The sequence below is a fragment of the Novosphingobium sp. AAP1 genome, from assembly GCF_001295765.1.
GTDB classification, from domain to species: domain Bacteria; phylum Pseudomonadota; class Alphaproteobacteria; order Sphingomonadales; family Sphingomonadaceae; genus Novosphingobium; species Novosphingobium capsulatum.
The window spans coordinates 1-13439 of the sequence record NZ_LJHO01000012.1; the positions used below are offsets into that span (position 1 = coordinate 1).

The following is a 13439-nucleotide window of genomic DNA, read 5'->3' on the forward strand; positions in this document are numbered from 1 at the left end:
GACGGCAGGAGTGTTGTTCATGACCACCGGTTTTTCCGCCCCCTGCATGTGGATGCGCGGCGGCACGTCGAAGGGCGGCTATTTCCTCAAGAGCGATCTGCCCACCGACGTGGCGGCGCGCGATGCCTTTCTGCTGGCGGTGATGGGCTCGCCCGATCCGCGCCAGATCGACGGGATGGGCGGCGCCGATCCGCTGACCAGCAAGGTGGCCGTGGTGAGCAAGTCCACGCGCGAGGGGATCGATGTCGATTACCTGTTCCTGCAGGTCTTCGTCGACCAGGCGATCGTGACCGACGCGCAGAACTGCGGCAATATCCTGGCGGGCGTTGGCCCGTTTGCGATCGAGCGCGGGCTGGTGGCGGCGACGGGCGATGAAACCCGCGTGGCGATCTTCATGGAAAACACCGGGCAAGTGGCCGTGGCGACGGTGCAGACTCCGGGCGGCACGGTCAGCTATGCCGGCCAGGCCGCGATCGATGGCGTGCCCGGCACCCATGCCCCGGTGCCGCTGGAATTTCGCGATACGGCCGGTTCCTCGTGCGGGGCGCTGCTGCCCACCGGCAACGTGGCCGATACGATCCAAGGCGTGGCCGTGACGCTGATCGACAATGGCATGCCCTGCGTGGTGATGAAGGCGCAAGACGTGGGCATCACCGGCTATGAAGACCGCGAATGGCTGGACAATGCGACCGACCTGAAAGCGCGGATCGAGGCGATCCGGCTGGAAGTGGGCCCGCTGATGAACCTGGGCGACGTGAAGGAAAAGTCGGTGCCCAAGATGATGCTGGTGGCCCCGCCCAAGCACGGTGGCGCGATCACGGTGCGCAGCTTCATCCCGCATCGCGCACATGCCACGATCGGCGTGCTGGGCGCGGTGTCGGTGGCGACGGCCTGCCTGCTCGAAGGCTCTCCGGCGGCCGAGGTCGCGCAAGTGGGCGAAGGCAGCCGCAAGACCCTGTCGGTGGAGCATCCCACCGGCGAAATGAGCTGCGTGCTGGAGGTAGACGAGAGCGGCGCGGTCAAGACCGCCGCCCTGCTGCGCACCGCGCGCAAGCTGATGGATGGGGTGGTGTTCGGGTGAACGTGTGCTTCTCGCCCTGCGACAGGCTCAGGGCGAACGGCGTGCGAGATTTCAAATAGGTTGCCGTTCGGGCTGAGCGTGTCGAAGCCCGGTTTTCAAGGACAAGACCATGACCGACCGTATCATTTCCTGGCACGGCAACCCGTCGAAGCCGCGCTATACGCCGCCGGCCGGCGCGATTGATGCGCATTGCCATGTGTTTGGCCCGATGGCGCAGTTTCCGTTCAGCGCCAAGGCCAAGTACCTGCCCGAAGACGCCGGGCCGGATATGCTGTTTGCGCTGCGCGATCACCTGGGCTTTGCCAAGAACGTGATCGTCCAGGCGAGCTGCCATGGCACCGACAATGCCGCCACGCTCGATGCCATTGCCAAGAGCCAAGGCAAGGCGCGCGGCGTGGCCGTGGTCGATCCGGCGATTTCCGAGGCTGATCTCGCCGCGCTGCACGTGGGCGGCATCCGTGGCATCCGCTTCAATTTCCTGAAGCGGCTGGTGGATGATGCGCCCAAGGACAAGTTCCTGGACGTGGCCAAGCGCCTGCCCGCTGGCTGGCACGTGGTGATCTATTTCGAGGCCGATATCCTGGACGAACTGCGCCCGTTCATGGACGCCATTCCAGTGCCCTTGGTGATCGACCACATGGGCCGGCCTGACGTGACCCAGGGACCCGACGGGGCCGACATGAAGGCGTTTCGCGCGTTCCTCGATTCGCGGCCCGATATCTGGTTCAAGGCGACCTGCCCCGACCGGCTCGACCCATCAGGGGACCCGTGGAATGCCTTTGCCGATGCGGTGGCGCCGCTGGTGGCGGACTATCAGGACCGGGTGCTGTGGGGCACCGACTGGCCGCATCCCAACATGCAGGATGCCATTCCCGATGACGGGCACCTGGTCGACATGATCCCGCGCATCGCGCCGACCGAGGAATTGCAGCGCAAGCTGCTGATCGACAATCCGACCAAGCTTTATTGGGCCGATTGAGCAACGAAGGGGGCGAGATGATCGCCCCCTTTCTTGTGGGTCAGAACGCATAGCCCAGGGTGAGCACCGCGGAGCGCCCTTCACCCGGCACGGCCCAGCCATTGTTGCGGATCGACGTGTAGTACTTCTCGTCGGTCAGGTTCTGCACGTTGATCTGTGCCGAAAGGCCGTTGTCCAGCTTGTAACCCAGCGAAATGCGGTGGGTGAGGTATGACGGCGCCTTGTACATCGGCGCGCCGGTGGAATTGGTGAGATACCAGCTGCCCTGGTAGGTGAGGCCATAGCCCACCTCCAGCCCGAACGGCAGGTGATAGCTGGTGTAGAGGCTGCCCGACCAGCGTGGCGTGTTGGTGACCGGGTTGCCGGCCTGCACGTCGCTGGTGGGGCAGGTCACGCTACCGCCCGTGGGCAGCGTCTGCGTGGCGCCCAGGTGGTTCTTGCAGTAATTCGAGATCGACTGCTTGATCACGCCATCGAGGTACATGGCGTTGGCAAAGATCGTCCAGGCGGGCGTGATCTTGCCCGACAGGCCCAGCGACACGCCATCGACCTGGCTGCGCCCGTCGAGCACGTTGGTGGTGCCGACCAGCGGATCGTTGGCGGCGACGGGATAGTTGGTGCGCTCGTTGCGGAACACCGAGGCGGTGAATTGCAGCTTGCCCTGCGCCAGATCGACCTTGCCGCCCAGTTCGAAATTGACGGCGGTTTGCGGGGCAACGTTGCAGGGGTCGCCCAGCAGAGTCGTGCTGGTCACGCCGCAACCGCTGCGCACGGTGGACGAGGCCGGTGTCTTGCTGTTGCCGTAGGCGACATAGAGGCTGGCGTTGGCCACCGGCTTGTAGACCAGGCCCAGGCGATAGCTGAACAAGTCGTCGGTGTTGTTCTGCGGCGCGCCGGTGGTCACCGCGCCGCTGACCGCCACGGTATCGCTGCGATAGCGGGCGCGGTTGCTTTCCCAGCGAATGCCGCCATTCACTTCGAACCCGCCGCCCAGCTTGACCGCATCGAACGCATAGAGCGCGATGTTGCGGGTGGAGCCATGGGCAATGGCCGTGGTGATGTAGTTTACCGGCCCGGTATAGATGGCATTGGGATTGGCGATGTTGATCGCATCGAGTGTGGGCGTGGTGCCATTGGCATTGCGCAACCCGTTGCCGGAATCGACGTCATAATCTTCCTGCGAATATGCCGCGCCCAGTGCCAGGGTGTGTTCGAGGCCGAAAGTGGAGACCTTGGCGGAAAGATCAACCTGGTCATACCAGATCGAGGTGTCGGTCAGGCGGAACAGCCCACGCGGACCGCTGGGGTAATAGGTGCCCGCCGCCTGGGTTGGCGAGCAGGCCGTGGCCGCGCCGGTCGAATTGGCCAGCGTGCCGTTGGCCAAGCACCAGGCACCCTGCGGCGGATCGACGAAGGTATCCTGCTTGACCTTTTGGTAGCGCGCCAGATTGCGGATCGAGACCGCATCGGAAAAGCGGTGGTCGAGGATGGCGGTGGCCTGGTCCACCGTCTGTTCCTGGCGATCGTAGTTCTTGTAACCGTAATAGCCGGCATAGCTGGCGCCGGGCAGCAAGCCGCCATAGACCGCGTAATAGGGCACGCCATATTGCGGGATATTCTTGTCACGCTGGTGCAGGTACAGCAGCGTCAGGCTGGTATCGCCGGTCAGCCCGAACTTGATCGACGGCGCCACGCCCCAGCGGCGGCTGTATTCGAAATCACGGCCGGGCACATCGGCGCTGTGGCCCATGGCGTTGAGGCGCACGGCGACCTCGCTGCCCAGTTGCCAGTTGCTGTCCACCGTGCCGCGCCAGTAATTGGCCGTGCCTACCCCGCCCTGCACGGTGGTGCTGGTTTCGTCCTTGGGCCGCTTGCTGACCAGGTTGACCGTTCCGCCGATCGAGCCCGAGCCGCTGAACACCGAATTGGCGCCGTTGGTCACTTCCACCTGCTCGATATTGAACAGGTCGCTGCGGGAATACTGCGCGCTGTCGCGCACGCCATCGATCTGGATATCGGTATTTGCGCTTTGCCCACGCAGATTGATGCTGTCACCATAGCCGCCGCCGCCTTCGCCCGCGCCCAGGGTAATGCCGGGCAGGATCGACAGCGCATCCTTGAGCGACAAGAGGTTCTGCGCCTCGATCACCGCGCGGCCGACCACGGTGACCGTCTGCGGGGTATCGAGCAGCGGGCGCACATACTTGGGCGATTCCGCCCGCTCTACCTTGACCGGCGCTTGCGCGATCGCGGTATCGGTCACGGTCACCCCGCCCAGCACGGTTTGCGCGGCATCCTGGGCCTGGGCCGGCATGGCGGCGATCACGCCGATACAGCCGGCGGCGAGAAATGCGGGACGCAAGGGCGAGGCGGCAGGCACGTGCCCGCTTGGCATGGGTGACGCGCGACGAGACCGGGATGCATTGATCATGATGGAATTTTTCCCCTTTGCGCGGATCAGGCAGCGGCGCCCGGTCCGGATGGGTAGCGCTTTATTGCGAGTGATTTTCATAATCAACCATGTTGATAATGATTCTCATTTTTTATTAACCCGCGCAAAACCAGGGTGACATGGCCGGCGCCCCATGCCAGGCTGATGCGGTCATGAGCCAAGCCCTTCACCCCGCCGACGCGGTGCAAGCCGCGCCGCTGCGCCAGGCCAGCACCACGCTGACCCTGCATACGCCCGGCCCCGGCCTGCACGAATTCACCCGCGAAACCGCGCAGTGGGTGGCGGCCCAGGGCATGGACAGCGGGCTGCTCACGCTGTTCTGCCGCCACACCTCGGCCTCGCTGTGCATCCAGGAAAATGCCGCGCGCGAGGTGCGCGGCGATATCGTGCGCTGGCTCGATCGCCTGGCACCGGAAAGCGCGGCCTATGCCCACGACGATGAAGGCCCGGACGACATGCCGGCCCATTTGAAAAGCATTCTGACCGGGGTGAGCCTGTCGATCCCGCTGCTAGGTGGGCAGCTCGCGCTTGGCACCTGGCAAGGCATCTACCTGTGCGAGCACCGCCGCATGGCGCATCGCCGCCAGATCGTGCTGCACCTGTTGGGCGCGTGATCATGACGGCACAGTTCTCTTGCACGTTCACCGCCCTGCCCGAGCATATCGACGAGCTGGGCCACGTGAACAACGCGGTGTGGGTGCGCTGGATGGAACAGATCGCCACGCGGCATTGGGAAACGGTGGCGCCACCGGAACACGTGGCGGCCTATGTCTGGGTGGTGACCCGGCACGAGATCGACTATCGCGGCAATGTTGGCCAAGGCGAGAGCGTGGTGGCCACCACCTTCATTCCCGATCCGCCCCACGGCGCGCGGTTCGACCGCTGCGTCGATTTCGCCAACGCGACCGGCAAAGTGATCGTCAGCGCGCGCACGACCTGGGCCCTGATCGATAAAAGCAGCGGGCGCCTGGTTCGCGTTCCTGCAGAAGTGGCAGCGCCCTTTTACTCTCAGGCGTAAAGCATTGCTGGAACAATATGTAAAATAGCGTATTATGGCGCCAAGTTGGATCTATTCTGTTTTTTGACAAGGATCGAATCATGGCGCGCGCTGGTCTCCAACGGTGTTGCAGAGCGACACGGTATTCGGCACTTGTGTTGGCGGTTCTGCTCGCCGCGTGTGGCGATGGCGGTGGCGTTGCCAGCACGAACTCTCCCAACCCGCCGCCTTCTCCCCCGCCCAAGCCGACCAACGACGATCTGGTGGGCAGCCTGGTCAGCGAGGCCTTCGTCAACGATGCAAAAACCCAGACGGCCTATCAACCGATCACGTCCGCCCAGCCGAACACGGTTACAAGCAAGCCTTTGACGATCGAATACAAGGCATCCACGCAGACCTACACGATTGCCACGCAAGGGCGGACACAGGATTTCGGACCGGCGCAAAAGGATGCCACGCTCAGCAATGCCGCAGCCACGGTTTACAAGCGCAGCGAAGGCGCGCTGACGGAGACACTGTCGCTCAGCACGAATACGACCGATCCCGGCACGCCCGACGCACCCCTTTTCCGCTATGTCGGTGCCGGCCTTTGGCAACGGACGCAGACCGATGGGCCGAACGCCACAACGACCATGGACTATTTCACCTATGGCGTCCCCACGCCCGCATCGGCCATGCCGACCACCGGGACGGCCACATTCGGTGTGCGCCTTGATGGGCAGGCCGGCTATCCTCAGCAAAACTATGTGCTGACAGGCGGCGGTCGCTTCCAGGTGGATTTCGCCAGCGGCGGCCTGGTTGGCAGCGGCACGATCGATCGTTACAGAAATAGCCTGTATGAAGGCACTTTAAACTGGACGTCACAGGCAAAGCTGAAAGCAGGTAGCACGACGTTTTCCGGCAGCTTCAACTTCGGCGCGCGGCCGGGTGCGATCGACGGCCGTTTCTATGGCCCCCATCATGAAGAGTTCGGCGCGGTCTGGAACACCAACCTTTACGACAACGTGGTGGCGAGCGGCACGATCCTGGGCCGCGACACCGCGACGATGCCATCCAACAATGGCCTGGCGAACCTGGTAATCAACGAAGACCTGGGCGGGGCAGCCGTGGCCGTCAGCTATGGCCGCTCCACACGGTGGGACCAGCAAAACCTGACAACGCGCTCGTTGTACATTACCTATTCCGAAACGCAGAAGGCGCTGACGATACGTGCTGGGATCGACGGATATTCCGGAAATCCACGTGCGCTCACGCCCGCGATCCGCGACGCGGCGCACAGCGACGCCACGTACGATGCCTATTCCGTTACGACGCAAGCGAGTTCGTTGAGCGCGGGCACGCTGCGCGTTTCGCGCCCCGGCCCCAGCAATCCGCTGATTGCGTTGACCTATACCGGCTTTGGCACGTCTGAAACGGTACTGGCACCGTCGCAATCCTCCACATTCCCCTACACCGATTTCGCCTATGGCTTTGGCGAGGCGACGCCGGCCTCAGCGGTGCCGAGCAGCGGCAGCGCTACATACAATGGCGTGATCCTGGGCTATTCCGGGGTTCCGTCTGATGGCAACACCCGGCCCTATGCGATCAGCGGAGACGCGCGCATGGCGTACAACTTCGGCGCGGCAACCTTGACCGGCACGCTCAACCCCGTGGCGACAGACCGCGATACCGGAACGTCCTACGCGCTTGGCGCCTATGCTTTTTCCGGCACGGGCGACGCAGGCAAGGCAACGTTTGCGGGCACCTTTGACAAAATCATCAACCTGCCATTCAGCGGCGACACCCGCGGTTCGATCAAGGGGCAGTTCACCGGTCCGCATGCTGAAGAATTCTATGCGACCTGGCTCATTGGGATGCGCGATCCCAAGGGTGGCAGCAATATTCCCGTGGGCGGTGTGATCGTGGGCAAGCAGGGCAAGTGATCCAGTCCCCCTTTGCCTAGGACCGCTTTGCGCCTAAGGGCCGCGGTCATGACCGCATCGCTTGCCCTGACCCGCCTTTCGCGCCTGATCGCCGCCAGCCATTCGTGGGAAACCGCGCGCACGTTCAAGGCGTGGAGCCCGAGCGAGGACGACAAGGCGCTGATGGCCACCCGCGCGCAGGACGTGCTCAAGGTCATGGCGGGCAAGGACGTGACCGCGCCGATGCTGGGCGCTGCCTATGCCGTGCACCTGGCCCGTGCCCTCGATGCGCCGATCATGGTGGTCGAAGGCACGCTGAGCGTGGCGGGCGAAGTGGTGGCCGATGACCATGGCTGGGTAATGATCGGGCCGTGGGTGGCCGACATGGCGCTGTTTTCACGCGCCTATGCGCCCGACGCGCCGCCGCGCCTGGCTGCCCATGTGCTGCGGGCGTTTGGCCCCAACAAGGGCCTGTTCTGCGATGCCTGGCGCCGCACTGCGCGCCTGGGCCTGGGCTATGACCCGCGCCGGGTGTTGACCGAGGCAGAGGTGACCGCGCTGGTCGGCGAGGCGACCGTGGCGCTGCGGGCGGCCTGAGGGAACACCCCTCCACCACCCGCTGCGCGGGCGGACCCCCTCCCCGTCGGTGACGGGGAGGATCTATGGCCCGAAAGCATCCCCAACGGGTAACAAGCCTTTTCCCAGGCCGTTCGCCCTGAGCTTGTCGAAGGGCCATTGCCCGGTGACCGGGCATTGCAAGCCATCCGGGGTTACAGCGGGTTGCCATCCTTGTCGCGGTAGATCTCGCGGCGGCCGACGTGGTTGGCCGGGCCGACCAGGCCATCCTGCTCCATGCGTTCGACCCACTTGGACGCGGTGTTGTAGCCCACGCCCATCTGGCGCTGAATCCAGCTGGCGGAGGCCTTCTGGCTTTCGAACACGAGCTGGCAGACCTGGCGATACTTGCGGTCTTCGGGATTGTCGGAGGTGTCGAGTTCGTCGAAGCCGTACGAGCCTTCCTCGGGTTCCTCGGTGACCGAATCGACGTATTCCGGCTTGCCCTGGCCGCGCCAGTGATCGGCCACGCGCTCCACTTCCTCGTCGCTGACGAAGGGACCATGGACGCGTTTGATCGGGTCGGTGCTGGGCTTGTAGAGCATGTCGCCCTTGCCAAGCAGCTGTTCGGCGCCCTGTTCACCCAGGATCGTGCGGCTGTCGATGCGGCTGGTCACGGCAAAGGAAATGCGCGTGGGCAAGTTGGCCTTGATCACGCCGGTGATGACATCGACCGAGGGGCGTTGCGTGGCCATGATCAGGTGGATGCCGGCGGCGCGGCTCTTTTGCGAGAGGCGCTGGATCAGGACTTCGATTTCCTTGCCGACGCTGACCATGAGATCGGCCAGTTCGTCGACGATCACCACGATCTGCGGCAGCACCTGGTATTCGAGCTGCTGTTCCTCGAACAGTTCCTCGCCGGTCTCGGGATCGAAGCCGACCTGGATGCGGCGGCCGAGCGGCTTGCCCTTGGCCTGGGCAGCGCGGACCTTTTCGTTGAAGCCCGACAGGTTGCGCACGCCAATCGACGACATCTGGCGATAGCGCCGCTCCATTTCCTCGACCGCCCACTTGAGCGCGCGCACGGCCTTGGCCGGCTCGGTCACCACGGGCGAGAGGAGGTGCGGGATATCGTCGTAGGACTTGAGTTCGAGCACCTTGGGATCGACCAGGATCATGCGGCACTGCGCCGGGGTAAGCCGATAGAGCAGCGACAGCAGGATGCAGTTCAAGCCCACCGACTTGCCCGAGCCGGTGGTGCCGGCGACGAGCAGGTGGGGCATGGTGGCCAGATCGGCCACGATCGGTTCGCCGGCAATGTCCTTGCCCAGGATGATCGGCAAGAGGCCCTTGGCATTGACGAACTTGTCGCACGCCACCAACTCGCGGAACGAGACCATGTCGCGGATCTGGTTGGGCAATTCGATGCCCATCACGGTGCGGCCGGGAATGGCCGAGACGCGTGCCGACACCGCGCTCATGTTGCGGGCGATATCGTCGGCCAGGCCGATCACGCGGCTGGCCTTGATGCCGGGCGCGGGTTCGAGCTCGTACATCGTCACCACCGGGCCGGTGCGCACGGCGGTGATCTCGCCCTTGACGTTGAAATCGTCGAGCACGTTTTCGAGCAGGCGCGCGTTGCGTTCCAGCGCGAGCTTGTCGATCTTGGGCTGGGCCGAGGCGGGAATTTCCTCGAGAATGTCGATCGCGGGTAGCGCGAACTTGTCGAACAGGTCGCTTTGCCGGGCCTGCGCCTTGGCCGCAGGCGCAGGGGTGCGCTGCGGATCGCTGATCTCGGTAGGGCGGCGGGGCGCGGCAGCATCCGCCGGGATCACCGGCGCGCGGGTATCGAACGGCGGCGCGTCATCATCGGCGCCATCGTCATCATCGGCGAGCAGGGCGTCACCGCCGGCTGCGGCCTTGGCCTTGGGCGCGCGGCGCTGGCGGGCCGGGGCGCCGTCGGCCGCCGCCTCGCGCGGAGTGCGGCGCAGAAACGCCGGGATCGACAGCAGCCGCGCCCAATCGAGCGCAAAGACGCGCCCGGTCAGGAACAGGCCGCCGCCAAAGGCGAGCAACGCGATGGCCAGGATGATCCAGCCCTGCGCCACCGGCACCAGGCCAGCCAGCGCGCGCACCCCGGCCGCGCCGAGCAGGCCAGTGGCGCCGCCAAACCCGGCGGGCAGGCTGCCGCCCGGGCCGGTGAACGCCAGCGCCAGCGCCGTGCCCGACAGCATCATCGCCACCGACAGGCCGAGCGACAGGCGCCACCAGGCCGGTTCGGGCGCGGGCGCTTCTTCATCCTCGTCCACGTCGATCAGGTCACCGGCGGCATCCCACAGGCGGCGGGCAAACACGAACAGCAGCGGCACCAGCAGGCCGCCGGGCAGGCCGAACAGCACCAGCACGCGTTCCGCCGCCCAGGCGCCGGGCAGGCCCATCCAATTGTCCACCGGGCTGCCCGAGGCGGTGCTGCCGGAAGGATCGGTCTGGGTATAGCTGACCAGCGCCAGCGCGAGGAACACCATGGCGCCAAACAGCGTGGCGCCGCCGATCAGCTCGAAACTGCGGCGAAAGCTGCGCCGCAGCACGGCGCGCCAGTTGGGGTTGCCCCGGCCAGGGCCGAGTTTCCCGCCGCCAGGCGCGGTCGAACGGTTGGGGGTGAGTGCCCGCGAAGCCATGATGCTGAATATTCCCTTCTGGCGCCATCATCGCCCCAAGCGCTGCCGGGGTCAAGAATCGCCCAAGAAAACCCACGGAATTGCGCGGATTTTCACGACAGTCCGTCGATTGCGGCCCAGCCCTGCACGGCACCCTGGCGTGGCAGGCGGCGCGCGGCGGCGCGGTTCATCCCGCCCAGCGCCAGGACCGGCACCGGGCTGTGGCGCGCCAGCAGCAGGAAGCGCACCATGCCCAGCACCGGCGCGCCGGGATGGCTGCGCGTGGGCAGCACGGGAGACAGCAGCACGGCATCGGCACGCACCCGCGCCGCCGCCGCGATTTCGCGCAGGGAATGGGCCGTGGCCAGGCGCAACCCGGATTCGCGCCCCAAGGCATCCGGCGCGCCATAGCGCCCCTGCCCGCCCCGGCCGCAACGCGCGCCCGCTGCGATCAGCGCCACGCCGCGCGGCGCCGCCAGGCGGCGCAGCGCGGCCCAGCGCTGGCGGCTCGCCTCGGGCGCCAAGTGGTAGTGGCGGAACACCAGTGCACTACCGCGCGGCAGGCGCGCCAGGGCGCGGGCCAGCACGGCATCGTTGCGCGCATCGCTGAGCAGGACCAATCGCGGCACGGGGTAGCGCTTTGCCATGACGACGCTATAGCACCGCGCCATGACCGGACCAGAGCATACCCCGCTTGAAGACATTCGCGCCCGCATCGCCCAGGCTGCGCGCATTGCCCGCCGCGCCCCTGCCGAGGTGACGCTGGTGGCCGTTTCGAAAACCCACCCGGCCGAGGCGATCCGGCCGCTGATCGCCGCCGGGCAAACCGTGTTCGGCGAAAACCGCGTGCAGGAAGCCCAGGCCAAGTGGGCGCCGCTGCGCGAGGAGCATGCCGGGCTGGAACTGCACCTGGTCGGCCAGCTGCAATCGAACAAGGCCGAAGAGGCCGTGGCGCTGTTCGATTGCATCCATTCGCTCGATCGCCCCTCACTGCTGACCGCGCTCGCCCGCGCGATGGACAAGGCCGGGCGCCGCGTGCCGCTGTTCGTGCAGGTCAACATCGGCGCCGAAGAGCAGAAGGGCGGCTGCGCCATTGCCGATCTGCCTGCCTTGCTGACCGAGGCGCGATCGGCCGAACTGCCGGTGATCGGGCTGATGTGCGTACCCCCGGCGGGGATCGAGGCCGCGCCGTTCTTTGCCCTGCTCGACAAGCTGGCCGCCGACAATGGCCTGGCCGGCCGATCGATGGGCATGAGCGACGACTTTGAAACCGCGATCCAGCTGGGCGCCACGCATGTGCGCGTCGGCTCTGCCCTGTTTGGCGCGCGCGGCTGATCATCGTTAGCGGCCTGCGCCACCCATCATAGGCATTCATGCGCAGGCGCGCGTTCAGCCTGCTCCACCTGCCCTGTCCGTAAGAATGGCCGTGCCCGGCATCCCCCGGGACGATGCAGGTTTCGGAACGGGAGCTTTCTGAGCGTGGTGGACGAGCAAGCGCCATTCCTGCGTCGGCTGCGCCTGCCGGAATGGCGCGGCACCACGCGGCAGCGCCTGGGCCTGATGTATAATGGCGCGATCGCGCTGCAGCTGCTGTCCATCGCCCTGGTGGCGGTGCACGAAATGCTCGACCGCTGGCAGCCTGGCGGCAACGACATGCTGCTGGTGCTGGCGCTGGGCTTGCAGGTGGCCGTGGCCACATCGCTGCTGGGCTTTCGCACGATCCTGATCACCCATCACAACCACGAACAGCACATGCGCGCGGATTCAGAGGCAGCGCGGCGGCGCACCGCCGAACTCTTTGCCATGACCGACATGTTGCAGGCCGCCGAAACCAACGAGGAAGCCGGCGCCGTCCTGATGGTCACCGCGCGGCGCCTGCTGGGTGGGCACGGCGCGGCGCTCTATGTGCTCAACAATTCACGCGATCGGTTGGACCTGGCGCGCCAGTGGGACTTGCCGGATGGCTATGTCGCACCCGATTCGTTGGCGCCGAGCCACTGCTGGGCGTTGAAGCGCGGCAAGGCGCACGTGAATGCGCCGGTCGAAGGCGGGCTGTGCTGCTCGCACCATGGCGGCGACAATGCCGTGCTGGAAATTCCGATGATGGCCGGTGGCCAGGTACAGGGCCTGCTCGTGCTGGCGCGCAGCGATGCGCCAGTGGCGCTGGCGGGGGGCGAGGAACTGGCCAACTTGCGCCATCTCGGCACGGCGCTGGCGGATTCGATGTCGCTGGCTTTGTCCAACATCGCGCTGCGCGATCGGCTGCGCACCCAGTCGCTGCGCGATTCGCTGACCGGCCTCTATAACCGGCGCTATATGGAAGACACGCTGGAGCGCCTGATTGCGCTGTCGCAGCGATCGGGCAATCCCACCGCAGTGATCATGATCGATCTGGATAACTTCAAGGAACTCAACGACAGCTATGGCCATGCCAAGGGCGATGCGGTGCTGCGCGACGTGGCGGCGCAGATCGTTGGGGCGCTGCGCCCCACAGACGTAGTCTGCCGCTATGGCGGGGAAGAGATCATCGCCATCCTGCCCGATTGCGCGCTGGCCGATGCCGTGGCCAAGGCCGAGCAGATCCGCCTGCGCGTGCTCGGCGTGACCGATATCCAGGGCTGCCCGGTCAGCGCCTCGCTGGGCGTGGCGGCCATGCCGGAAACGTCGGTCAGGGGCGAGGAACTGATCCCCGATGCCGATGCCTCGCTCTATCTGGCCAAGGCATCGGGCAAGAACTGCGTGTTCGCGGCCGAACGCGTCACCTCGGGCCTGACGGTGGCCCGGGTGACGGACAAGACCTGAACGCGCCAGGTCTTG

The 13439-nt window shown here is 65.8% G+C and carries 12 protein-coding genes; 9 read left to right on the forward strand and 3 right to left on the reverse strand.

What is annotated here, in order from left to right; translation table 11 throughout:
- The first annotated feature begins 19 nt into the window (after window positions 1-19).
- Window positions 20-1081, forward strand: coding sequence for a 4-oxalomesaconate tautomerase (locus tag IP65_RS16915; protein ID WP_022675099.1), 1062 nt, complete (start codon window positions 20-22; stop codon window positions 1079-1081).
- Between the two features lie 109 nt (window positions 1082-1190).
- The gene (locus tag IP65_RS16920; protein ID WP_022675098.1) at window positions 1191-2060 is read left to right on the forward strand and encodes an amidohydrolase family protein; all 870 of its coding nucleotides are present in this window, start codon (window positions 1191-1193) and stop codon (window positions 2058-2060) included.
- Window positions 2061-2100: 40 nt separating this feature from the next.
- Here IP65_RS16920 and IP65_RS16925 read toward each other — a convergent pair whose 3' ends face one another.
- Entirely contained in the window at window positions 2101-4374 is a 2274-nt protein-coding gene (locus IP65_RS16925) for a TonB-dependent siderophore receptor (protein WP_231627763.1), read from the reverse strand.
- On the opposite strand from IP65_RS16925, the gene IP65_RS21755 reads away from it, so the two are divergent.
- The 5 genes from IP65_RS21755 (at window position 4373) to IP65_RS16945 (ending at window position 8007) form a co-directional block, all read left to right on the forward strand.
- Window positions 4373-4630, forward strand: coding sequence for a hypothetical protein (locus IP65_RS21755; protein ID WP_171800885.1), 258 nt, complete (start codon window positions 4373-4375; stop codon window positions 4628-4630). The genes IP65_RS16925 and IP65_RS21755 overlap by 2 nt on opposite strands.
- A 79-nt stretch (window positions 4631-4709) precedes the next feature.
- Entirely contained in the window at window positions 4710-5126 is a 417-nt protein-coding gene (locus IP65_RS16930; RefSeq protein ID WP_054132433.1) for a secondary thiamine-phosphate synthase enzyme YjbQ, read from the forward strand.
- Between the two features lie 2 nt (window positions 5127-5128).
- Complete coding sequence (locus IP65_RS16935) at window positions 5129-5530, forward strand: thioesterase family protein (protein ID WP_054132396.1); 402 nt, start codon at window positions 5129-5131, stop codon at window positions 5528-5530.
- Window positions 5531-5667: 137 nt separating this feature from the next.
- Window positions 5668-7431: a transferrin-binding protein-like solute binding protein gene (locus IP65_RS16940; protein ID WP_054132397.1), complete on the forward strand. Its 1764-nt coding sequence runs from the start codon at window positions 5668-5670 to the stop codon at window positions 7429-7431.
- Between the two features lie 48 nt (window positions 7432-7479).
- The gene (locus IP65_RS16945; protein WP_022675093.1) at window positions 7480-8007 is read left to right on the forward strand and encodes a hypothetical protein; all 528 of its coding nucleotides are present in this window, start codon (window positions 7480-7482) and stop codon (window positions 8005-8007) included.
- A gap of 173 nt (window positions 8008-8180) precedes the next feature.
- Here IP65_RS16945 and IP65_RS16950 read toward each other — a convergent pair whose 3' ends face one another.
- Window positions 8181-10643 carry a DNA translocase FtsK gene (locus IP65_RS16950; protein ID WP_054132398.1) on the reverse strand — a complete coding sequence of 821 codons (2463 nt, stop codon included), beginning with the start codon at window positions 10641-10643 and terminating at the stop codon, window positions 8181-8183.
- Window positions 10644-10735: 92 nt separating this feature from the next.
- Entirely contained in the window at window positions 10736-11269 is a 534-nt protein-coding gene (locus IP65_RS16955) for a thiamine phosphate synthase (protein WP_054132434.1), read from the reverse strand.
- 22 nt (window positions 11270-11291) lie between these two features.
- Here IP65_RS16955 and IP65_RS16960 point away from each other — a divergent pair, with 22 nt between their 5' ends.
- Together IP65_RS16960 and IP65_RS16965 are read left to right on the forward strand one after the other, a co-directional pair.
- On the forward strand, window positions 11292-11957 hold the full coding sequence (locus IP65_RS16960; RefSeq protein ID WP_054132399.1) for a YggS family pyridoxal phosphate-dependent enzyme: 666 nt from the start codon (window positions 11292-11294) through the stop codon (window positions 11955-11957).
- A 144-nt stretch (window positions 11958-12101) separates the two neighbouring features.
- The gene (locus IP65_RS16965; protein WP_108338589.1) at window positions 12102-13424 is read left to right on the forward strand and encodes a diguanylate cyclase; all 1323 of its coding nucleotides are present in this window, start codon (window positions 12102-12104) and stop codon (window positions 13422-13424) included.
- Window positions 13425-13439: the final 15 nt, after the last annotated feature.

Excerpts from the sequence above, each read along its gene's own strand:
- IP65_RS16915 (WP_022675099.1), top strand. The coding sequence starts at position 20 with ATGACCACCGGTTTTTCCGCCCCCTGCATGTGGATGCGCGGCGGCACG.
- IP65_RS16920 (WP_022675098.1), top strand. The coding sequence starts at position 1,191 with ATGACCGACCGTATCATTTCCTGGCACGGCAACCCGTCGAAGCCGCGC.
- IP65_RS21755 (WP_171800885.1), top strand. The coding sequence starts at position 4,373 with ATGGCGGCGATCACGCCGATACAGCCGGCGGCGAGAAATGCGGGACGC.
- IP65_RS16925 (WP_231627763.1), bottom strand. The coding sequence starts at position 4,374 with ATGCCGGCCCAGGCCCAGGATGCCGCGCAAACCGTGCTGGGCGGGGTG.
- IP65_RS16935 (WP_054132396.1), top strand. The coding sequence starts at position 5,129 with ATGACGGCACAGTTCTCTTGCACGTTCACCGCCCTGCCCGAGCATATC.
- IP65_RS16945 (WP_022675093.1), top strand. The coding sequence starts at position 7,480 with ATGACCGCATCGCTTGCCCTGACCCGCCTTTCGCGCCTGATCGCCGCC.
- IP65_RS16950 (WP_054132398.1), bottom strand. The coding sequence starts at position 10,643 with ATGGCTTCGCGGGCACTCACCCCCAACCGTTCGACCGCGCCTGGCGGC.
- IP65_RS16955 (WP_054132434.1), bottom strand. The coding sequence starts at position 11,269 with ATGGCAAAGCGCTACCCCGTGCCGCGATTGGTCCTGCTCAGCGATGCG.
- IP65_RS16960 (WP_054132399.1), top strand. The coding sequence starts at position 11,292 with ATGACCGGACCAGAGCATACCCCGCTTGAAGACATTCGCGCCCGCATC.